At 66.1% G+C, this 22327-nt stretch carries 19 protein-coding genes; 9 read left to right on the top strand and 10 right to left on the bottom strand.

Features of this window, described 5'->3' with window-relative positions:
- Positions 1-23: 23 nt before the first annotated feature.
- Genes S58_RS16185 through dmeF form a run of 3 tightly spaced genes read right to left on the bottom strand, consistent with a single transcriptional unit; the run spans position 24 to position 2778 of the window.
- Positions 24-1298, bottom strand: a complete 1275-nt coding sequence (locus S58_RS16185; RefSeq protein ID WP_015666419.1) for an adenylate/guanylate cyclase domain-containing protein — start codon at positions 1296-1298, stop codon at positions 24-26.
- A gap of 43 nt (positions 1299-1341) precedes the next feature.
- Complete coding sequence (gene arsC / locus S58_RS16180) at positions 1342-1746, bottom strand: arsenate reductase (glutaredoxin) (RefSeq protein ID WP_015666418.1); 405 nt, start codon at positions 1744-1746, stop codon at positions 1342-1344.
- Positions 1747-1782: 36 nt separating this feature from the next.
- A complete protein-coding gene (gene dmeF / locus S58_RS16175) occupies positions 1783-2778 on the bottom strand; it encodes a CDF family Co(II)/Ni(II) efflux transporter DmeF (RefSeq protein ID WP_015666417.1) in 996 nt (331 codons plus the stop codon).
- Between the two features lie 208 nt (positions 2779-2986).
- On the opposite strand from dmeF, the gene S58_RS16170 reads away from it, so the two are divergent.
- Positions 2987-3805 (top strand): chromate resistance protein ChrB domain-containing protein, encoded by an 819-nt coding sequence (locus S58_RS16170; RefSeq protein ID WP_015666416.1) that lies wholly within the window; start codon positions 2987-2989, stop codon positions 3803-3805.
- Complete coding sequence (gene chrA / locus S58_RS16165) at positions 3802-5193, top strand: chromate efflux transporter (RefSeq protein ID WP_015666415.1); 1392 nt, start codon at positions 3802-3804, stop codon at positions 5191-5193. The genes S58_RS16170 and chrA overlap by 4 nt, the downstream gene beginning before the upstream one ends.
- A gap of 11 nt (positions 5194-5204) precedes the next feature.
- On the opposite strand, the gene S58_RS16160 is transcribed toward chrA, so the two are convergent.
- The gene (locus S58_RS16160; protein WP_042339619.1) at positions 5205-6179 is read right to left on the bottom strand and encodes a cation diffusion facilitator family transporter; all 975 of its coding nucleotides are present in this window, start codon (positions 6177-6179) and stop codon (positions 5205-5207) included.
- Between the two features lie 269 nt (positions 6180-6448).
- Entirely contained in the window at positions 6449-8701 is a 2253-nt protein-coding gene (gene parC / locus S58_RS16155; protein WP_015666412.1) for a DNA topoisomerase IV subunit A, read from the bottom strand.
- Positions 8702-9096: 395 nt separating this feature from the next.
- Between parC and S58_RS16150 the strand changes: the two genes are divergently transcribed.
- The 6 genes from S58_RS16150 to S58_RS16115 all read left to right on the top strand — a co-directional run bounded on the left by S58_RS16150 (position 9097) and on the right by S58_RS16115 (position 15690).
- Entirely contained in the window at positions 9097-9927 is an 831-nt protein-coding gene (locus S58_RS16150; protein ID WP_015666410.1) for an alpha/beta fold hydrolase, read from the top strand.
- A 779-nt stretch (positions 9928-10706) separates the two neighbouring features.
- Positions 10707-10925 (top strand): hypothetical protein, encoded by a 219-nt coding sequence (locus S58_RS16135; RefSeq protein WP_015666408.1) that lies wholly within the window; start codon positions 10707-10709, stop codon positions 10923-10925.
- A 228-nt stretch (positions 10926-11153) separates the two neighbouring features.
- A complete protein-coding gene (locus S58_RS16130) occupies positions 11154-12365 on the top strand; it encodes an ABC transporter substrate-binding protein (RefSeq protein WP_015666407.1) in 1212 nt (403 codons plus the stop codon).
- A 10-nt stretch (positions 12366-12375) separates the two neighbouring features.
- Positions 12376-14109, top strand: a complete 1734-nt coding sequence (locus S58_RS16125) for an FAD-dependent oxidoreductase (RefSeq protein WP_015666406.1) — start codon at positions 12376-12378, stop codon at positions 14107-14109.
- The gene (locus S58_RS16120; protein ID WP_015666405.1) at positions 14106-14867 is read left to right on the top strand and encodes an SDR family NAD(P)-dependent oxidoreductase; all 762 of its coding nucleotides are present in this window, start codon (positions 14106-14108) and stop codon (positions 14865-14867) included. The genes S58_RS16125 and S58_RS16120 overlap by 4 nt, the downstream gene beginning before the upstream one ends.
- 34 nt (positions 14868-14901) lie before the next feature.
- Positions 14902-15690 carry an IclR family transcriptional regulator gene (locus S58_RS16115; RefSeq protein ID WP_015666404.1) on the top strand — a complete coding sequence of 263 codons (789 nt, stop codon included), beginning with the start codon at positions 14902-14904 and terminating at the stop codon, positions 15688-15690.
- A gap of 3 nt (positions 15691-15693) precedes the next feature.
- Here S58_RS16115 and S58_RS16110 read toward each other — a convergent pair whose 3' ends face one another.
- The 3 genes from S58_RS16110 to S58_RS16100 form a co-directional block, all read right to left on the bottom strand.
- Complete coding sequence (locus S58_RS16110; RefSeq protein ID WP_015666403.1) at positions 15694-16317, bottom strand: glutathione S-transferase family protein; 624 nt, start codon at positions 16315-16317, stop codon at positions 15694-15696.
- Between the two features lie 120 nt (positions 16318-16437).
- Positions 16438-18039, bottom strand: a complete 1602-nt coding sequence (locus S58_RS16105) for an FAD-binding protein (protein ID WP_015666402.1) — start codon at positions 18037-18039, stop codon at positions 16438-16440.
- A gap of 1 nt (position 18040) precedes the next feature.
- Entirely contained in the window at positions 18041-19702 is a 1662-nt protein-coding gene (locus S58_RS16100; protein ID WP_015666401.1) for an acetolactate synthase large subunit, read from the bottom strand.
- A gap of 154 nt (positions 19703-19856) precedes the next feature.
- On the opposite strand from S58_RS16100, the gene S58_RS16095 reads away from it, so the two are divergent.
- Positions 19857-20906 (top strand): LysR family transcriptional regulator, encoded by a 1050-nt coding sequence (locus S58_RS16095; RefSeq protein WP_015666400.1) that lies wholly within the window; start codon positions 19857-19859, stop codon positions 20904-20906.
- Positions 20907-20935: 29 nt separating this feature from the next.
- Here the strand turns inward: S58_RS16095 and S58_RS16090 are convergent, their stop codons facing one another.
- Entirely contained in the window at positions 20936-21346 is a 411-nt protein-coding gene (locus S58_RS16090; RefSeq protein WP_015666399.1) for an ACT domain-containing protein, read from the bottom strand.
- Positions 21343-22326 (bottom strand): glutathione S-transferase family protein, encoded by a 984-nt coding sequence (locus S58_RS16085; protein WP_015666398.1) that lies wholly within the window; start codon positions 22324-22326, stop codon positions 21343-21345. The genes S58_RS16090 and S58_RS16085 overlap by 4 nt, the downstream gene beginning before the upstream one ends.
- Position 22327 lies beyond the last annotated feature (1 nt).

The raw sequence follows: 22327 nt of genomic DNA, 5'->3' as shown, positions 1-22327 counted from the left end.
CCTCGTCACGGCATTGACGTGGGTCAAGGGTGCGACATCTCGTCCGCGAGGAAGTTCTCATAAGCCTTCGTCGCCGACGGACTCGCCGCGATCTCCGGATCGAGCGTGAACAGATCCTGCGCGCGGCCGATGCCCCGCAACGCGTAGCGCCCGGTCGACACGAGATAGCGGCGCCCTTCGTCGTCGAGCCCCGCGCAGAATTCCGAGGAGGCCAGCAGCTCCCGATCGACCGAGCGGCACATCGAGGCGATGCGGCTGACCTCGTTGACGGCAGGCCCCACCACAGTGAAGTCGAGCCGATCCTCGCTGCCGATGTTGCCGTAGAACACCTCGCCGACATGCAGGCCCACATAGGCCGACGTCACCGGCCGCCCCTCCCCGGCGCGCCGCGCATTGAGCTTGCTGATGTTGAGGCGAAACCGATGCTCGGCGCGTAGCGCGGCATGCCGGGCTGCGGACATGTCGCCACCAGTGAAGATCGCGAGCACGCCGTCGCCGATCAGCTTCAGCACGTCCCCGCCAGCCTCATAGATCGCATCGATCGAGGCCTCCGCATAGTCGTTGAGCAGCGGAATGATCTCATCCGGCGAGATGCTCTCGGAGATCGCCGTCGAGCTGCGCAGGTCGGAGAACCACAGCACGGCATTGATGCGCTCGGTGACACCGCGGGAGATGCGGCCGCGCAGCACCTGCTCCGACGCATCGCGGCCGAGATAGACCCGGCCCAGCGTTCGCACGATGTCGACCTGCTGCGCGGACTTGACCGTCAGCGCGAGCAGCGGGACCAGGTCCCGCAATGCGCCGATCTGCGTGTCGGTGAAGCCGCCGTCACGTCGCGTCAGCCAGTTCGAATAGAAGCAATCCATCTGGCCGAGCGTGCCGGCTTCGCCGAACCGGTGCACGAAGGCGAGATAGTGCCGATGCCCCTGCGCCACGAGATCCTCGATGATCGGGAAATCCAGATGCGCGCAATCCATCAGGTCAATGCTGAACTCGTCATCGCCATTCTCCAGCATGTGATGGAAGACCGAGCGCCGCCAATTCTGTGCCGCCTCTCCTTCATTGCTTGAGCCATATTCGAAGCTGTCGGCTTCGTTCGTGTCGACATCGTTCCAGCGGAAGCCGCGCCCCTCGAAAATCGGATGCAGCGTATCGATGATCGCAAGGCTTCGCGACAATTCCAGCCCGGCCGCGCAGCAACGCTTGCAGAAGCCGCGCAGGATCTCGTTTTCCGGCATGCCGGTCAGGCTCTGAGCGACGAGCCAATTTGCCACTTCCAGACGGGTCGCCGTATCCATGGGTCAACTCACCAACGAGTCACACTATGCTTCTTCGGAAAAATCAGGCGGGCGAGCTCACCACCTCACCATCCTCCTTGGTGAATGACGCAACGGGATGGTCCAGCAGGTCGAGCACAAGCTCGGAGGGCCGGCAGAGCCGTGCGCCCTTGCCGGTCACCACGATCGGCCGGTTGATCAGGATCGGATGCACGAGCATCGCCTCGATCAGCTGGTCGTCGGTCCATTTGGGATCGCCGAGCCCAAGCTCCGCATAGGGCGTCCCCTTCTCACGCAGCAGGTCGCGCACCTTGACCCCCATCGCATTGATCAGCGCGATCAGCTGCTCGCGGCTGGGCGGTGTCTTCAGATACTCGATGACATCAGGCTCCTCGCCCGAGGCGCGGATCATCGCGAGCGTGTTGCGCGAGGTGCCGCAGGCCGGATTGTGATAGATCGTTACGGGCATCGGAGCAGTCCATCCATGTGAAGCGAGAAGCCATTATCAGACAGGCAGGCCGTGCTCCACCTCCACCGTGACATGGCTCAGCTCACGCAGGTCGCTCAGGCGCTGCTTGTACATCGCCGGCGCCAGCGGTGTGTTGGAAACGATCGAGACCACGACGGCCCGATGACCGGGACCGACCTGCCAGAGATGCAGGTCGGTGACGCGGTCTCCTCCCGCTTCCAGCCGCGCCCGGATCGTGGCCTCCAGCCGCCGGTCGGCATTGACGTCGAGCAGCACCGCGCCGGCGTCGCGGATCAAGCCACAGGCCCAGCTGGCGATGACGGCGCTGCCGATCAGGCCGACGGCCGCGTCGGCCCAGCTCCAGCCCAGATACATGCCGATCAGAAGCGCGCCGATCGCCAGCAGCGAGGTCGCCGCATCCGCCAGCACGTGCAGATAGGCCGCGCGCAGATTATTGTCGTGATGATGGTGGTGACCGTGATCGTGTTGATGATGGTCATGACCACCGTGATCATCATGATGGTGATCATCATGATGATGCTCGGCGTGATCATGATGGCCGTGATGGTGGTGCTGGTGGGAGCCGGCCAGCAGCCAGGCGCTGACCAGGTTCACGAAAAGTCCGAGGATGGCGACCGCAATCGCCTCGCCATAGGCGATCGGCTCGGGGCTGAGCAGGCGAACCGCGCTTTCGTATGCCACCTGGATGGCGATGATCAGCAGGATGATGGCGCTGGAGAAGGCGGCCAGCTCGCCGAACTTGCCGGTGCCGAAGGTGAACGACGGATTGCGAGCGTGCCGGCGGGCGAACAGGTAAGCGAGCCCGGCAATCCCCAGCGCCGCCGCATGCGTGCCCATGTGCCAGCCATCGGCAAGCAGCGCCATCGACCCGAACAGCGAGCCGGCGGCAATCTCGCCGGCCATCATCACCAAGGTCAGGCCGACGACGAACCAGGTGCGGCGCTCGTTGCGCTCGTGCTGGGCGCCCAGGAAGACATGATCATGCGCCCAATGATCTGCTTGTGTCGGCATCGGCCGTTCTCCTCGAATTGACGTGCGACCGCTTCGGTTCAGCCGCCCGGCAGCGCAGGACCCATATTATCACAGGCCGCGATCGCCTCGCGGCGATTGACATGCGCAACCGGTTCCGCTGTAATGTTGCCCATGGGGACCTCGCGATCTCCCCACGAGGCGACATGCCCAAGTATCGCGTCCCGTCATTTTGACACGAGGACGCATCATGTCATCATTCGCATCAATTTCTCCTGAAAAGCTCTCCCGACTGATCGGAACGCCGGAGTGTCCGGTCCTGATCGATGTACGTACTGAAGAAGACGTTGCCGTCGATCCACGTCTCGTGCCTGGCGCCATTCGACGCCGCGCCGAGGACGCTCCTGGCTGGGGCCAGGAATTCGCCGGACGCTCCGTGATCGTGATCTGCATGCGAGGCGGCAAGCTGGCACAAGGCGCAGCGGCCTGGCTGCGCATCGCCAAGGCGGCGGCGGAAACGCTGGAGGGCGGCTTCGAAGCCTGGAAGGCAGCGGGTCTGCCGCTGGTCCCGACGACAAAGCTGCCGCCGCGCGATGCTGAGGGCCGGACGGTATGGGTGACTCGCGCCCGGCCGAAGGTCGACCGCATCGCCTGTCCCTGGCTGATCCGGCGCTTCGTCGACCCGCAGGCCGTGTTCCTCTACGTCGCGCCATCCGAGGTCGTGGCGGTCGGAGAGCGCTTCAGGGCCGCGCCTTTCGACATCGAGAACACGTTCTGGAGCCACCGCGGCGAGCTCTGCACCTTCGACGTGATGATCGAGGAGTTCGCGCTGGCGACGCCGGCCTTGCTGCGGCTCGCCGGCATCGTGCGCGCGGCCGATACCGCGCGGCTCGATCAAAGCCCGGAAGCGCCGGGGCTGCTCGCCGCCTCCTTGGGCCTGTCCCGGATCTACGATGACGACCTGGCTCAACTCGACGCTGGCCTTGCACTCTACGATGCGTTCTATCGCTGGTGCCGCGACGCGACCGGTGAATCGCACAACTGGCCGACCAACAAGGTGAAGCCATGACCGAACTGGTCTCATCGACCCGCTCCACCGAAGCTGACGCCGCCCACGGCGTCAGTTTCACCGAGGCGTTCAAGGTCTGGCTGCGCGTGGCGCTGCTGTCCTTCGGCGGACCGGCCGGCCAGATCGCGGTCATGCATCGCATCATCGTCGACGAGAAGCGCTGGGTCTCGGAGAGCCGCTTCCTGCATGCGCTCAATTACTGCATGCTGCTGCCCGGCCCCGAGGCACAGCAGCTTGCAACCTATATCGGCTGGCTGATGCACCGGACGGCCGGCGGCCTGATGGCCGGCGGCTTGTTCATTCTGCCGGGCATCATCGCGATCATGGCGTTGAGCTGGATCTACGTCGCCTTCGGCCATGTCTGGTTCGTCGAGGCGCTGTTCTTCGGGCTGAAGGCGGCGGTACTCGCGATCGTGATCCAGGCGGTGGTGCGGGTCGGCAGCCGCGCGCTGCGCAACAATGTCATGATCGGCATCGCCGCGGCCGCGTTCATTGCGATCTTCTTCTTCGCGGTGCCCTTCCCGATCATCATCATCGGTGCCGGCCTGATCGGCTATCTCGGCGCGCGTGCCGGCCGGACCGAATTCGCCGCCGCGGGCCATGGATCCAGCGGCAATAGCGACGGCGACAGCGCGCTTGGCGAGGTGCTGCCCGACCATGCCAGGCCCAATGCGCAGCGAACGCTGATCACGGCGCTGGTCTGGCTCGCGCTGTGGCTGGTCCCCGTGATTGCGCTGCTGATGATGCTGGGGACCGCCAACACGTTCAGCCAGATCGCGCTGTTCTTCAGCAAGATGGCGATGGTGACGTTCGGGGGCGCCTATGCGGTGCTCGCTTATGTCGGGCAGCAGGCGGTCGAGCACTATCACTGGCTGAAGCCGCAGGAGATGCTGGACGGTCTCGGCATGGCCGAGACCACGCCGGGCCCACTGATCATGGTGCTGCAATTCGTCGGCTTCATCGCCGCCGCGCGCGATCCCGGATCGCTCTCGCCGCTGATCGCGGGCACGCTCGGCGGCCTGCTCGCGACCTGGGTGACGTTTGCGCCGTGCTTTCTCTGGATCTTCGTCGGCGCGCCCTACATCGAACGACTGCGCGGCAACAAGGCCCTTGCCGGCGCGCTCGGTGCGATCACGGCCGCGGTCGTCGGCGTGATCCTGAACCTGTCGATCTGGTTCGCGCTGCATACGCTGTTTCACCAGACCTTTCCGGTGAGCGGCTTCGGCCTGGATTTCGACGCGCCGGTGCTGTCGAGCGTCGATGGTCCAGCACTGGTGCTCGCGGTCGCCGCGGCGGTGGCCATCATCCGCTTCAAGCAGGGCATGCTGACGGTGCTCGCGGCGTCCTGCGCCGCCGGCGTGCTGCTCAGGCTGGCCGGCTGGAGCTGACGCATCGCGGCTCACACGACGTCGGCGGGGGCGAGCTTGCAGGCGCAGCCGTCGGTCTCGACCTGCAGCGTCGGGTGCTGGATGTTGAAGCGATAGGACAGTTCGGCGCAGACGTGATGCAGAAATGCGTCGTCGGTCCCGCGGGGGCACACCAGATGCGCGGTCAGCGCGGTCTCGTTGGTGCTCATCGCCCAGATGTGGAGATCGTGCACCTCGCTGACGCCGTCGAGCGCAGCGAGATAATCGCGCACCTCGGGAAGCGCGATGTCGCGCGGCACGGCATCGAGCGCGAGGTTGACGCTGTCGCGCGCGAGATCCCAGCCGCTGAGCAGCACCACGAGCGCGATGATGAGGCTGACCACCGGATCGACCCACAGCCACCCGGTCCAGATCGTGACCAGCGCCGCCACGACGACGCCAAACGACACCGCGGCATCGGCCGCCATGTGCAGATAGGCGCCGCGGATGTTGAGGTCGGTGTCGCGGCCGCGCATGAACAGCAGCGCGGTGGCGCCGTTGATGACGATGCCGAGCGCTGCGACCCACAGCACGGTGATGCCGGCCACCTCGCCCGGATTGCGCAGGCGATCGAAGGCTTCGACGGCGATGCCGCCGACCACCAGCAGCAGGAGACCGGCGTTGATCAGCGCGGCCAGGATCGAGGCGCGGCGATAGCCGTAGGTGTGGCGGTCGGTCGGCCGCCGCCCCGATAGCCACAGCGCGCCCCAGGCCAGCAGCAGCGACATCACGTCCGACAGATTGTGGACGGCGTCCGAGATCAGCGCCAGCGAATGCGCGGCATAGCCGAACACGAGCTCGGCGACGACGAAGACGGTGTTGAGCCCGACGCCGATCGCGAACGCCGCGCCGAAGCTCGCCGGCGCATGGCTGTGGCCAGCATGGCCGTGCGCGTGGGAATGAGAGTGGGCGCGATCATGGGGATGATCATGGTCGTGGTCGTCGTGATGCTGGTGTGAGTGCGCCATCTGACAACCTAAGAGGCGGTGCTGACAATTAGGTGAGCTGTCGTCCCGGCGAACGCCGGGACCCATAACCACCGGCGGCAATCGGTTGGCACGCGCGTCGTTCCAGATTGCCCCATCCCGCGTCCTGTGGTTATGGGTCCCGGGTCGGCGCCCCACGCGCTGCGCGCGCGAGGCTTGCCCGGGACGACGACCTCATTTGTGGGTCCGGCCGATGCCTTTTCCAACAGTCGTGCGAAGTCAACGCTTCACGCATCTCACGCTCGGTCGCCTCACTCGATCGGCCGGTTGAACTTGTTCGACTTCGGCAGGCCCTGCGCGACGCGGCCAGCGTCGGCGCGGTTGCCGCGGTAGTCGGCCAGTTCCTTCCAGCTCAGGCCCTGGTCGCGACCGGCGGAATCCTTCCAGGCGAGACCCTGCTTCTGCTCGAACGTCGTGACGTCGGACAGCTGCGCGCTGGTATATTTTTGCAGGCGCACGCCGCGGCCGCGCGCCATCTCCGGCACCTGGTCGAGCCCGAACACCACCATCTTGTGGTTGGTGCCGATGACAGCGACCTGATCGCCTTGGACAGTGGTGATCGCGCGCGCTTCGGCCGGCGCCGTCACGTTGAGCACCTGCTTGCCCTTGCGGGTGTTGCTGACGCAATCCTCTTCCTTGACGACAAAACCCTGGCCATCGGAGGCCGCCACCAGGAACTTGCGCTCACCCTTGGTGACGAACATCGAGACGATCGAAGCGTCCTGATCGAGATCGATGAACATGCGGATCGGCTCGCCATGGCCACGGCCGCCCGGCAGCTTGCCGACGTCGAGCGAGTAGAACTTGCCGTTGCTGGCGAACAGCAACACCTTCGAGGTGTTCTCGGCAAAGAACGATTGCCCGAGCTGGTCGTCGGTCTTGAACTGCAGGTTCGACAAATCGGCGACGTGGCCCTTCAAGGTGCGCACCCAGCCCTTGTCGGAGACGACGACCGTCACCGGCTCGCGCTCGATGAAGGCCTCTTCGATGGCGGCGAGATCGTGCTCGGGCGCATCGGCGAAATTGGTGCGGCGCTTGCCGAGCGGCGTCTTCGGCCCGAACAGGTCGCGCACGGTCTTGACCTGCTCGCCGACCTTCGCCCACTGCAGCTCCTCGGACCCGAGCAGCGCATTGATGCCCTTGAGCTCGCCGCGCAGGTTCTTGTCCTCGGTGCGGATCTCCATTTCCTCGAGCTTGCGCAAGCTCCGCAGGCGCATGTTGAGGATCGCCTCGGCCTGCACCTCGGTGAGCTTGAAGGTCTTCATCAGCACCGGCTTCGGCTCATCCTCGGTGCGGATGATCCGGATCACCTCGTCGATGTTGAGATAGGCGATCAGATAGCCGCCGAGGATCTCCAGCCGGTTCTCGATCTGCTTCTTGCGGTAGTTCGAACGCCGCAGCAGCACGTCGCGCAGATGATCGAGCCATTCGCGCAAGGCTTCGGCAAGGCCCACCACCTTGGGGATCTTGCCCTTGATCAGCACGTTCAAATTCAGCGGGATCTTGCTCTCGAGATCGGTGAGCCGGAACAGCGACTCCATCATCAGCGCCGGATCGACGTTCTTGGACTTCGGCTCGATCACCAGCCGCACATCCTCGGCGGATTCGTCGCGGACGTCGCCCACCAGCGGCAGCTTCTTCTCGTTGAGCAGCTCGGCGATCTTCTCGACCAGGCGCGACTTCTGCACGAGATACGGGATCTCGGTGATGACGACGATCCAGGTGCCGCGGTTGCCTTCTTCCTGCTTCCACTTAGCACGGACGCGGAACGAGCCGCGGCCGGTGGTGTAGGCCTCGATGATCTGTTCCTTGGAATCGATCACGGTGCCGCCGGTCGGGAAATCAGGTCCCTTCACCCAGCGCAGCAGCGCGCGCGACTTGGCGTCGGGCTTCTCGATCAGATGCAGCGCGGCGTCGCAGAGTTCGGCGGCATTGTGCGGTGGGATCGAGGTCGCCATGCCCACCGCGATGCCCTGCGCGCCATTGGCGAGCAGGTTCGGAAAGCCGCCCGGCAGCACCACCGGCTCTTTGGACTGGCCATCATAGTTCGGACGGAACTCGACGCCGTCCTCATCGATGCCTTCGAGCAGCAGACGCGCGACATCGGTCATCCGCGCTTCGGTGTAGCGATAGGCCGCGGCGTTATCGCCGTCGATGTTGCCGAAATTGCCCTGGCCGTCGACCAGCGGATAGCGCGAGGAAAAGTCCTGCGCGAGGCGCACCATCGCATCGTAGATCGCCTGGTCGCCATGCGGATGGAACGAGCCCATCACGTCGCCGACGATCTTGGCGGACTTCTTGAACGCCGTGCCGGGGTCGAGCCGCAGCAGCCGCATGCCGTAGAGGATGCGCCGGTGGACGGGCTTGAGGCCGTCGCGGGCGTCGGGCAGCGCGCGATGCATGATGGTCGAGAGCGCATAGGCGAGATAGCGCTCTTCCAGCGCGTCCCGCAGCGTCACCTCGTGAATCTCCGCCGGCTCCGGCGGAATCAGTGATTTTCCCATTAGCGTTGAGCTTTCAGTGGGTTAGCCCATGAACCTGAGCTGGCGTGAACGATTTGGGAACAGGCTTTATGCGATGATGCGCCGGGGCGCAATGACGGCCCTGCCCGGTTCCGCGAGGAAAAGGCCGGGAATCCGGCTGGGAACCGCAATAAGGCCTGGCATTCACGCGATCTGCTCCGAGCAGACGCATGTCGTGATGCCCGCAAATCGGGCAGCCACTGCGCGTCTCTTCAGGTGCAACGATGTCGCACACGAGTCTGTGTTGCTGAGATCGTCAACCGTCGCCGCTAAGGTGGCCGCGCGCATCCTCGCCAGCACAACCGTTCGGCGAGCTGCGCCATCGCACCGCGCCTTGAACGCGGCAGATCCCATCCAGTGAGAAAGGCTGACACCCCATGAGCTCAGGATTCGTGACGACATCGGACGGCACGCAGATCTTCTACAAGGATTGGGGCTCGGGCCAGCCCATCGTCTTTCATCATGGCTGGCCGCTGTCGTCCGATGATTGGGACACGCAGATGCTGTTCTTCCTCGACAAGGGCTTTCGCGTCATCGCGCATGACCGCCGTGGCCATGGCCGCTCGAGCCAGACCGAAAACGGCAACGAGATGGACACCTACGCGGCTGATGTGACGGCCTTGGTCGAAAAGCTCGACCTCAAGGACGCGATCCATGTCGGCCATTCCACCGGCGGCGGCGAGGCCGCTCATTACGTCGCACGCGCCGGCAAGGGCCGCGTCGCCAAGGCCGTGCTGATCGGCGCGATCCCGCCGGTCATGGTGAAGTCGGACAAGAACCCAGGCGGCCTGCCGATCGAGGTGTTCGACGGCTTCCGCGCCGCTCTCGCCGCCAACCGCGCGCAGTTCTATCTCGACGTCGCCAGCGGTCCCTTCTACAGCTTCAACCGGCCCGGCGCCAAGATTTCCGAAGGCGTGATCCGCAACTGGTGGCGGCAGGGCATGATGGGCGGCACCAAGGCGCACTATGATTGCATCAAGGCGTTCTCCGAGACCGACTTCACAGAGGATCTCAAGGCGATCGACGTGCCGGTGCTGCTGATGCATGGCGAGGACGACCAGATCGTGCCGATCGACGATTCCGCACGCATCGGCATCAAGCTGCTGAAGCATGGCACGCTGAAGACCTATCCGGGCTTTCCACACGGCATGGCGACGACGCATGCCGACGTCATCAATGCGGACCTGCTGGCGTTCATCAAGGGATAGCTCCAAGTTCGGTGTCATCGCGCGGCTTGACCGGGCGATCCAGTATCCACTGGCGCCTATGATCAAGCCGGGGGGCCTCGACGTACTGGATCGTCCGCCTGCGCGGGCGATGACGGCCGAGAGCGACATACTCCTCGCCACCATACGCGTGTCTGCCTCCTCGCGACGCGATCTGCGCCCGAGTTATCAATATCGATCCGCCCTCTCCAATCAGAGGGCGCAGGGAAGGCCGGACCTCGACTGAGGCCCGTGGCCCGCCTGCGGAAAAAATGCAGGCGGCAGGTACCACAGGTCAGCCGGACGACCCGGCCCTCCCTGCGCGATGGGCTTACGATTTATACGCAGTCTCCCCGGTGTCCGGCTCGTTAGCCACCGTCGTCCGCGCGATGCACAAGGCATCGCTTTCGAACTTGGCGCCAGCATCGGGGCGCCAGGACGCTGCGATTTCGTCGTCCTGCCGGAGACGTTCGTCCGCGCGCAACAGGCGCGCTGCGCTCCAACAGGCCATCGCATCCCCGCCTCGCGTGTCGTGACGATCGCGCGCAACGCCTTTCATCAGTGAGGCGGGATGGACGGAAACATCGACCTGATTTGCCCGACGACACAAGCCGCCCCCCTGCGGCAGATTGGCTCGACGGGCAATCTGCGCATATCAGGACGCTGATTCTGCATATCCGAACAATGCGAGCGGCGGAACCGTTGCCGCAGGTGGCGCGTTGGGAACTATCAATGTGCCGCGTGATCGATGTCCCCGAAGCACCTGCTGCGGACAATTCTGCATGAAGGATTTTTCAGACGCTGCCTTTGCGCCTGACGTCATCGCGCTGATGATTCAGGCGCTCGATGACGCGGTGGCGGCGCTGCCCGAGCCGGTCAGTTCGACCCATGTCAACCTGCTCGCGGAATCCGTGTTGCGCGCCGCCAAGACCGGCGAGCGTGATCCCGCCGTCATGCAGCGCCTCGCGCTGCTCGAACTGCAGATCATGCCGCGAGTGTAGAACGGAGACCGACAACTTTACCCTTCCGCCGAAATTAAGAACACCTCCGCTGTTGGTGAGCTCTATCCCCGTCATGGCCGGGCCTATCCCGCCTGCGTGCCGAAGCCGCTGTCCGCTGCGGCGCGTTCGGAGCTGCACCCCGTGTATTCGTAATTGACAAATTAATTCGTCAATGCCTAACTCCCGTCCATGACCGCCGACAGAGCGGACCAAACGGGGAGGATCTTCATGCGACGGCAGCTGCTGGCCTGCGCGTTCCTGGCAACGACATCATTCATCGCGACCAACGCCTCGGCCCAGGTCTCAGACGACGTGGTGCGGATCGGCGTGCTGACCGACCTTTCCAGCTGGGGGCGCGACAACAGCGGGCCTGGCTCGGTCGAGGCGGCGAAGATGGCGGTGGAGGAGTTCGGCCCGACCGTGCTCGGCAAGCCGATCGAGATCATCAGCGCCGATCATCAGATGAAGACCGACGTCGGCACCACGGTCGTCCGCGACTGGTTCGACAACGGCAAGGTCGACGCCGTGGTCGACATCCCCAATTCCGGCATTGCGATTGCCGTGCACAACATGGTGCGCGAGCGCAACAAGATCGCGCTGCTGTCCGGTCCCGGCGCGAGCTCGTTGACCGACGAGCTGTGCAGCCCCAACACCGTGCACTTCACCTATGACACCTATGCGCTGTCGAAGGTCACGACCTCGGCGGTGATCAGCCAGGGTGGCAAGTCCTGGTACTTCATCACCGCGGATTATGCGTTCGGCCAGCAGCTCGAAAAGGACGCCACGCGCTTGATCAAGGAGCTCGGCGGCACCATCCTGGGCGGCGTCAAACATCCGACCAACACCGCCGACTTCTCGTCCTTCGCGCTGCAGGCGCAGAGCTCGAAGGCCGACGTCGTCGCCTTCGCCAATGCCGGCCAGGACACCGACAATGCCATCAAGCAATCCGGCGAGTTCGGCCTGGTCAAGGGCGGCCAGAAGCTCGTGGGCCTGCTGATGTTCGACACCGACGTGCATGCGATCGGGCTCGAGGCTGCGCAGGGCACCTACATGACCACGGCGTCGTACTGGGCGATGGACGACGCCACCCGCGCCTGGTCGAAGAAGTTCTACGCCCGCACCAAGGTGATGCCGACGATGATCCAGACCGGCGTCTACGGCTCGGTGCTGCATTATCTCAAGGCCATCAAGGCCGCCGGCACCGACGATCCCAAGGCGGTCATGGCCAAGATGCGGGAGCTGCCGATCGAGGACACCTTCGTGCATGGCGGCAGGCTGCGCGAGGACGGCCGCGTCATCCGCGACATGTATCTCGCCCGCGTCAAGAAGCCGTCGGAATCCAAGGAGCCGTGGGACTATCTGGAGATCGTCAAGACCGTGAAGGGTGAGGATGCGTTCCGCCCGGTCTCGGAATCCAAGTGCCCGCTGTTCAAGAAGTAGGAGCACGCGCATGAGCGCAGCTGAGCCTCAGGACGGCGATACAGTCGAGTGCGACGTGCTGGTGGTCGGCTCCGGCGCGGCCGGGCTGTCGGCCGCGGTCACCGCCGCCCATGCCGGGCTGAAGGTCGTCGTCACCGAGAAGGAGCCGCGCTTCGGCGGCACCACCGCGCGCTCCGGCGGCTGGCTGTGGATTCCCGGCACGTCGCTTGCGAAGGCCTGGGGCATCGACGAGCCCCCCGAGCTGGCGCGCACCTATCTGCGCCACGAGGCCGGCAACTCGTTCGATGCAGCGCGCGTCGACGCCTTCCTGACCAAGGGCCCGGAGGCGGTCGACTTCTTCACCGGCAAGACCGCGCTGAAGTTCGACATGCCGCTGACCTTCCCGGACTATCACGCGGAAGCGCCGGGCGGCACGCAGGGCGGGCGCTCGATGGCGACGCGGCCGTTCGACGGCCGCGAGCTTGGTGATCACATCAAGGATCTCGGGCAGCCCCTGCCCGAGCTCACCGTGTTCGGCATGATGCTCGGCTCCGGCAAGGAGATCATCCATTTCATGCGCGCGACCAAGTCGCTGACCTCGGCGTTCTACGTCGCCAAGCGGCTGTCGAAACATGCGCTGGACGTGCTGCGCCACGGCCGCGGCATGACGCTCACCAATGGGAATGCGCTGGCGGGACGGCTTGCGAAGTCGGCGTTCGATCTCGGCATTCCCTTGTGGCTGTCGTCGCCCGTGGCGGAGCTGATCCGTGATGACGACGCGGTGCGCGGCGCCGTGGTGACGCGCCAGGGGCGTCGCATCAGAGTGAATGCCAGGCTCGGCGTGGTGCTGGCGTGCGGCGGCTTCCCGCACGACGTTGAACGGCGCAAGGCGATGTTTCCGCATGCGCCGACCGGCCAGGAGCATATGTCGCCCGGTCCCGTCGGCAACACCGGCGACGGCCTGCGGCTGGCGGAAGCCGTTGGAGGCCGCGTCGAGGATGGCTTGCCGCATGCGGCGGCCTGGGTGCCGGTCTCCGTCACCACGCGCAAGGACGGCAGCAAGGGCGTGATGCCGCACTTCATCGACCGCGCCAAGCCGGGCGTGATCGCGGTGACCGCCGACGGCGTGCGCTTCGCCAATGAAGGCAATTCCTACCACGACTTCGTGCAGGCGATGGTCAAGGCGGCCAAGCCCGGCCGCGAGATCGCGGCCTGGCTGGTCGCCGATCATCGCTCGTTGCGTCGCTACGGCCTCGGCTGCGTGCCGCCCTTCCCGATGCCGCTCGGCCACCATCTCAGCACCGGGTATCTGAAGCGCGGCACGACGCTCGCCGAGCTCGCGCGCGTGACCGGGATTGATGCGATGTCGCTGGAAGCAACGGTGGCCGCGTTCAACGCCGATGCTGCGCTGGGCCAGGATCCGACCTTCGGCAAGGGCTCGCGCGCCTACAACCGCTACCAAGGCGATGCGCTGCACGGGCCGAACCCGTGCGTTGCGCCGATCAAGGATGGGCCGTTCTATGCGATCAAGATGGTGATCGGCGATCTCGGCACCTATGCCGGCGTCCGCACCGACGAGCACGCCCGCGCGCTCGATGCCCAGGGCCAGCCCATCGAGGGGCTCTATGCCGCCGGCAACGACATGGCGAGCATCATGGGCGGCAACTATCCCGGCGCCGGCATTACGCTCGGACCAGCGCTGACCTTCGGCTACATTGCCGGCCGGCATCTCGCCGAACGTGCCGCCAAAAGGAGCGCCGCATGAGCGACCATCAGATGTTGGCCGGCAAGCTCGCGCTGGTCACGGGAGCCGCGCACGGCAATGGCCGCGCGATCGCACTCGGGCTCGCGGGCCGCGGCGCCGATGTTGTCATCACCGACATCGACTTGGACGGCGCCGAGCGCTGCGCGGCGGAGATCCGCGATCATGGCCGCAAGGCGTGGGCGCATCGGCTGGATGTCACCGACGCCGCCGGATGCGCGGCGCTGGCGGCACAACTGCGCACGGAGGTCGGCGCCATCTCCATTCTCGTCAACAATGCCGGCATCATCATCCGCGAAAACATCGATTCCCCGCGCGCCGCGCAGAACTGGCAGCGCGTCATCGACGTCAATCTCAACGGCGTGTTCAACGTCACCTACGCCTTTCTCGCCGCCTTGCGCGCGACGCGCGGCACGATCGTCAACATCGCCTCGGTCGCCTCTTTCATCGGCATCAGCAACACGCTCGGCTATTCGCCGTCCAAGGGCGGCGTGAAGTCGCTGACCCAGGCGCTGGCGCGCGAACTCGCCGCCGACGGCATCCGCGTCAACGCCATCGCGCCCGGCGTGATCGCGACCGCGATGACGGAGTCCACGCGCAACGATCCGCAGCGGCTCGCCGGCTTCATGAGCCGCACCCCGCTCGGTCGCGTCGGGCAGCCGGAGGAGCTCGTTGGCCCGGTGGTCTTCCTGGTCTCCGACATGGCCTCCTACGTCAACGGCGTCACGCTGCCGGTCGACGGCGGCTTCCTGGCGGTGTAGGCAGCGGCCGAACACGCGGAGGACGTTAGCAGATATGGGCAGAGAGAGCCGCGGCATCCAGTCGATCGAGGTCGGCGGCACCCTGCTGCAGGCGCTGGCGCGCAGCGGCGAGCCGATGATGCTGCGCGACCTCGCGCGCGAGGCCGGGCTGCCGCCGGCCAAGGCGCATCCCTATCTCGTCAGCTTCTCGCGCATCGGCCTGATCGAGCAGGACGCGACCACCGGCCGTTACGAGATCGGCCCGCTCGCACTCGAGCTCGGCCTGATCAGCCTGCGCCGGCTGTCGGCGGTGAGGATCGCGACGCCGAAGATTGCAGAACTCGCCGGCGCCATCGACCACGCGGTGTCGCTCGCGGTGTGGGGCACCAACGGCCCGACCGTGGTGCGGCTGGAGGAGCCGAGCCATGCCGTGCACATCGTGATGCGCGTCGGCTCGATCATGGCGCTGCTGGAGACCGCGACGGGCCGGGCGTTCGCGGCGTTCCTGCCGCCGAAAACGGTGAAGGCAGCGCTCGAATCCGGCCTTGATCATCTCGGCGTCGGCTACAATCCGAAGCGCGCGCCGAAGAGTCCGAAGGTGGCCGAGATGCTGGCCGAGGTGCGCGCGCAGGGTCTCGCTCGCGCCATCGGCGATCCCCTGCCCGGCGTCAATGCGTTCGCAGCACCGGTGTTCGACCACGCCGGCCATGTCGCGCTGGTCATCACCGCGATGGGCCCGGCCGGCACCTTCGATGCCGGCTGGCAATCACCGCTTGCGACCCGCTTACGCGCCTGCGCGGCCGAGATCTCCAAGCAGCTCGGCCACGGCACGGTGCAGCCGTAAGGCTCAGGCAGCGGCAGAACGCTTTTCTGGCCACGGCTCGGCCCAGGCCGGCAAGCGCATCAGGCCGTCGAGCCAGCGCACGATGTTGGGAAACGGCTCCATCGGCATTTCGGCCTCACGCCAGTCGGTCGCCATCGAGGCGGCCGCGAAATCGGCGATCGTGAGCCGGTCGCAGGCGATATGGCTGTGCGACCTGAGATGCGCGTCGAGCACGGCGGCGAACGTCTTCAGGTTCGACACCTTCGCGACCAGCGCTGCGCGGTCCGGCGCACCGATCCCGAACGTCTTCTTCACGATGTGCTCGAAATAGAACGGCCCGACCGCGGGCGCCCAGTGGCAGTCGGTCCACGCCAGCCAACGCAGCACCTCGATTTGCTCTTGCGGGTTCCGCGCCGGCCACATGTCGCAGCTCTCTCTGACGCAGAGATGCGCCATGATGGCGGCGGACTCCCACAGCACGGTGTCGCCATCGAGCAGCACCGGCGCCTTCATGTTGGGATTGAGCGCGGCAAACTCCGGGGTCTTCAGGCCGCGGCTGATGTCGATGAACTCGGCCTGCACGCCGAGATGCTTGACCAGCGCCAGCACGCGGCGCGGGGCCTGGGCCTTGATCCAGTAGATCTTCATGACGGGTCTCCATCCGTTATGCCTTGAAGACGAACGGGCGGGCACCAGATCGACAATGACTCGCGAAAATTTTCGCGACGGTTCCACCGATCCGCGCGGCCGACGACGTCGGCCGCAGGATCACATCGCCCGCACCGCCGCGCGGGCGGTGAGGATGCAGCCGGGCAAAAAAGTACCTTCGAGCGAGCGCTTGCCCGAAGCGCCGCCGCCGCCGAAGCCGGCGGCTTCGCCGACCGCATAGAGGCCGCTGATCGGCGCGCCCGCCGCATCGAGCACACGGCTGTGCAGATCAGTCTGCAGGCCGCCGAGGCTCTTGCGGGTAATGAGCTGCATGTGGATCGCGATATACGGCCCTGCCCCGCGCATCTGCAGCGGCGCCGGCTTGCAGGTGCGGAGCTTGTCCGGGCCCCATTGCCGGGCATGCAGGATGCGGCGCAGTTGGTCGTCATTGTGGAGCTTGTCGCCGTGCTTGAAATTCGCGTCGAAGGCATCAGCTGTGGCCTGCAGCACCTCCGGCTTGACGTCATCAGTTCCGGTGAGCGCGTTCATCTTGGCGGCGAGGCCGGACAGCGTCTCGTCGACCAGGAAGTGCCGGCTCTCGCGCTGCATCTGCCTGACCAGGCGATGGTTGCCGAGCAACGTCTCCTTCAGGAACATCGGCATCTGCCGGTCGCGGATGCGCGGATTGTGCTCGGCGCCCGAGATCGCGAACTCCTTGGCAGCGATGCGCCAGTTCAGAAGGTGCCACGTGTACGGCTTCTCCTGCGCCGCGACGCGCTGACACAGATCGTGGGTGTCAAAGCCGGTCACCAGCGGCTCCGGTCCGATGCGCTCGCCCTTGTGGTCGAGCCACAGCGCCGATTTGCACGGCACCAGCGACAGGCCGTGGCCTGCGAAATGCGGGAACGGATGCGGGATGCCGGCGGCGTAGTTCCACATCTCGCCGGCATGGGTGATCTGCGCACCCATCGCCTCGGCGGCGTGATGATGCAGCCTGCCATCGGCAAACGGATGCGCGCCGTTGAGCATCGCCGCCGGCAGTGGCCGGCCTTTGACCCAGTTGGCGCGCGCCTCCTCATGGCTGCCATTGATGCCGCCCATCGCCAGCACCACGAGCGGCGCCGCGATACGGATCTCCGCGTCGGTTTCTTCATTGATGGCAACCACGCCCGACACGGCACCGCCGGCGCTATCGAGGCTCACGACGCGGTGACGGTACAGCACCGTGAGCCTGCCGCCACTGTCGGCCGCACGCATCGCTTCGATCATCACGCGCGTCAGCCGCTGCGAGGTGCCCCAGACGATGTGGTAGCGCGGCAGCGCATTGCCGTTGCCCTGCAGGCCGCGCTCGACCCAGTTCACCGCCGGCATGAAGGTCACGCCATGGGTAAGCAGCCAGTCGTAGACCTCGCTGCGCGAATGCTCGACATAATAGCGCGCCCATTGCAGCGGCCACTGATCGGCCTCATCAAGCTCGCCGAAGCGCAGCCAGTCGCGCAGCGCGATCTCCGGCGTATCCGGGATCTTCATGCGCGCCTGCAGCGGGGTGCCGATCAGCGCCATGCCGCCGAACGCCCACAGCGCCAGCCCGCCGAACCGCTCCGGCGTGTCCCGGTCAATCACGGTCACGGACTTGCCGGCGCTGAGAGCCTCGAGCGCGGTGACGATGCCGGCGAGACCGCCGCCGGCGATGACGACATCGGATTGCAGCGTCGTGCTCATGTCACGGCGCGATCTTGCGCTTGAGCATGCGCGCCACCGACAACGGCATGCGATCGAGCGATCCCAACAGATGCGGCAGCAGCTTCAGCTTGAGCCCGCTCAGCGCCGGCGGCACCATGGCCTCGATCAGATGCGGCCCCGGCGTGGCAAGCGCGCGCGCCAGCGCATCGGTGAATTCGTCCGGCGTAGTCGCGCGGGTCGACGGCACACCCATGCCGTCGGCGATCTGCGCGAACTTCAAGACCGGCCCGTGCAGGTCGAGCTGCGCCCGCGCCTTCGGTCCGATCCGCTCGGCGCCGACCCGCTCCAATTCCACATTGAGAACTGAATAGGAGGCGTTGTTGAAGATCACGGCGGTGACGTTGAGCTGCTCGCGCGCGATCGTCCACAGCGACTGGATCGTATACATCGAGCTGCCGTCGCCGATCAGCGCCAGCACCGGCCGGTCCGGACAGGCGATCGCGGCGCCGATCGCGTTCGGCAGCCCCTGTCCGATGGCGCCGCCGGTCAGCGTGATCAGGTCGTGGCGCGGCGCGCCGGACGTGAACTTCGACAGCATCAGGCCGGAGCTGATCGCCTCGTCGACCAGGATGGCATTCTCGGGCAACAGATGGCCGATCGCCTTGCAGACCTTCTCAGCGGTGAGCTTCTTGCCGCGCGGACGGCCCGGCCGTTCCGCAGGTGCCAGCGTCGGCGCGGCGTGCTCAGCCCCGAGCACAGCCACAAGCTTGGCGAGGCTCGCCGCCGCATCTTCCGCGGGCGTCGACAGGGTCAGTACCGTGCAATCGTCGTGCGGGAGATAGCTCTTCTTGCCGGGATAGGCGAAGAACGACACCGGCGCCTTGGCGTCGACCAGGATCAGCGTGTCGATCTCCTTGAGCTGGATAGATGCCATCTCGGCGAGATAGGCGATGCGGTCGATCGTCGGCAGGCCGGCGCCGCGCTGCATCCTCGTTGGGAACGTCTCGGCATAGACCTTGACGCCTGCAGCCGCGGCAATGCGTGCGGCCGCGAACAGCGCCTCGTCCTGCAACGCCATGCCGCCGAGCAGCAGCGCGCTGCGCCCGCCCGCCTTGATCGCCGCGGCGACGGCTTGCACGGCGGCGTCGTCAGCGGCTGGCGGCGGCGCGATGTCAGGCGCAGGCTCCGCTACCCCGCCCTCGCCCCAGGACACGTCGGCGGGCAGGATCAAGGTCGCCACCTGCCCGGGCCGCGCGCGCGCCGCCTTCACCGCCGCAACAGCATCGCGGCACAGCTCCGAGGTCACCTGGGAGGTCCAGACGAAGCCCGGCGAGACGTTGCGCGCGACGGTCTCGATATCGGACTGCAGCTGCGCGTCGTATTTGACGTGATAGGTGGCATGGTCGCCGACGATGTTGACGACGGGCACCTTGCCCTTGCGTGCATTGTGCAGGTTGGCGAGGCCGTTGCCGAGGCCGCATCCGAGATGCAGCAGGGTCGCCGCAGGCCGGCCCGTCATGCGTGCATAGCCGTCGGCGGCGCCGGTGGCGACGCCCTCGAACAGGCACAGCACCGCGCGCATTTCGGATGCGGAATCCAGCGCCGCGACGAAGTGCATTTCGGAGGTGCCGGGATTGGTGAAGCAGACCCGCACGCCGGCGTTGACGAGGGTCCGTATCAGGGCTTGGGCGCCATTGGGCATCGGAGAGCCTATTGCCGCGGGGAGCGACAGAGCATGGGCGCGATCCGATCGGCCTCGCCGTGGCGTTCCCCCGATGTGTTTCGGCCATTGTGGGATTGACCGTCCAAGAAATCCAATGAATTGTTATGGCCCAATCAATGCATTTGGCTCATCGATGGAAACGCCGACCCTGCGCCAGCTGCAGCAGCTGGTCTATCTCGCCGAAGAGCGGCATTTCGCCAGGGCCGCCAAGCGCGCCCATGTCACGCAGTCGGCGCTGAGCCGCAGCCTGCAGGCGTTGGAGGATGCCGCAGGCATGCGGCTGTTCGACCGCAGCTCGCGCTCGGTGGAGATCACCCCGGTCGGCGAGCGGCTGGTGGCGCACGCCCAGACGCTACTCTCCAGCGCCGCCGACCTCGGCCGCGAAATGCGCATGCTGCGGTCGGGAGACGCGGGCGAGGTCGCGGTCGGCGTCGGCGCCTTCACGGGGCTGACGCTGCTGCCCGAAGCCGTGGCCCGGCTCTCTACGCGGCATCCCTCGGTCCGCGTCACGCTGGTGCAGGACAATTGGCGGCTGCTGATGGATGTCCTGCAGCAGGGCAAGCTCGATTTCTTCCTGGCGCATATTTCGGACATCCGCGCCGACGACAGCCTCGAGGTCGAGCCGCTCGGCAGCCTGCCCGGACACTTCTACTGCCGGCCGACGCATCCGCTGGCCGGCCGGTCCGAGCTCTCGGCGCGCGAGCTCGCCGGCCAGCGCTTCGCGTCCGTCATCATCCCCCTGGATTTCAGGAAGCGCCTGAACGCGCTGATCGCGTCAGCCGACGGCAACGGCTTCGCCGTCACGCTCGAATCCGAGAATGTCAGCCTGTTGACACAGGTCGCGATCCGCTCCGACATCGTGCTTCTCGCTGGCGATGCCGTGCTCACCCAGGAGCTCGCCTCAGGTCAGCTGGTTCGGCTCAATGTGACCGAGCTGCAGGAGCCGCGCACCTCCGACCTGTTGATGGCCCAGTTCGGCATGCTCAGGCTGAAGGGGCGCACCCTGTCGCCTGCGGCCACGATGCTGATGGACATGGTCCGCGCGGAGGCCGAGAGGATTTTGATCACGCCGCGGCGCCCGGCTGCGGGCGCGATGCGCCGCGGAAAAAAGCCTTCGCCGCCCGCCAAGCCGGCCACGGCACCGCGTCGTCGCTCTCGTCCCGCCGCCAAGGGACGCGCCTGACCTCACCGTCGCAAACGAGCGTGCCGCGATCAACGCGCGCGCGGCACGCGCGACATCTCCTGCAGCAGCCGCAGCGCCTCTGCGGCGCTGTGCTCGGGCACGAACAGGTGGTCGTGGTGAAAGGCCGACACCGCATTGACGCTGATGCCGGCCGCGGCCAGATGCGTCGTGACCGCGGCGAGGAAGCCGACCGCGTCCAGCGCGGAATGGACGGTCAGCGTGATCAGGCGTGAGGCGAACTGATGAGGCAGCCCTGCCCGCTCAGCGTCCTCGGCTCTGACAATGAGGGTGATACCTTCGCGCTCCCGAAACTGCAGCAATGGTTTCAGCCCGGCAGGAACTTCGCTGTCCGCATCGACCGTGCAGAACACGAAGACGCCGTCCTGCAGCTCGGGCGTCATCGTGCGCAGCAACGTGTCGAGGTTGCGCTCGCCGGTCACGGGACCAGGCGCTCGCGACCATGCGGCGCGGTGAAGTCCTGTTGCGGCCCGACCGGCACGATACCGGTCGGATTGATGGTGCGATGGCTCTCGTAATAGTGCCGCTTGATGTGCTCGAAATTCACAGTCGCGGCGATTCCCGGCCATTGGTAGAGGTCGCGCGTGTAAGCCGAAAGATGCGGATAGTCGGCGATGCGGCGGATGTTGCACTTGAAATGGCCGACATAGACCGCGTCGAACCGGATCAAGGTCGTGAACAGCCGGACGTCGGCTTCGGTCAGGACATCGCCGAGCAGGAAGCGGCGCGTCGCAAGCCTGTCCTCCAGCCAGTCGAGGGTCGCAAACAGCGGTGCGATCGCCTCTTCATAGGCACCTTGCGTGGTCGCAAAGCCGCTTTTGTAGACGCCGTTGTTGAGCGTGTCGTAGACGCGGGCATTGATCGCGTCGATCTCGTCGCGCAGCGCATGTGGATAGTAGTCGCCGGGCGCAGCGCCGACGCCATCGAATGCCGAGTTGAGTATCCGGATGATCTCGGACGACTCGTTGTTGACGATCGTCCGCTGCGCCTTGTCCCACAGCACCGGCACGGTGACACGGCCTGAGTAACGCGGATCCGCCGCGGTATAGACCTGGTGCAGGAGCTGCGCGTGGTTGAGGCCATCGGGCACGACGCCCGGGCCGTTGGCAAACGTCCAGCCCTGCTCGCGCATCAGCCAGTGCACGACCGACACCGAGATCATCTCGTCGAGCCCCTTCAGCGTACGCATGATCAGGGTGCGGTGCGCCCATGGGCAGGCAAGGCTGACATAGAGATGATAGCGCCCGGGTTCGGCCTTGAAGCCGCCTGAGCCGGTCGGACCCGGGCTTCCGTCGGCGGTGACGAAGCTGCGGAAGGCCGAGTCCTTGCGCACGAAACGGCCGCCGGAGGCCGCGGTGTCGTACCAGACGTCGTGCCATTGGCCGTCGACGAGCAATCCCATG

Source organism: Bradyrhizobium oligotrophicum S58, from assembly GCF_000344805.1.
In the GTDB taxonomy this organism is placed as follows: Bacteria; Pseudomonadota; Alphaproteobacteria; order Rhizobiales; family Xanthobacteraceae; genus Bradyrhizobium; species Bradyrhizobium oligotrophicum.
Note: the sequence above shows the minus strand (reverse complement) of the source record. Positions and strands in the feature narration are given on the sequence as shown.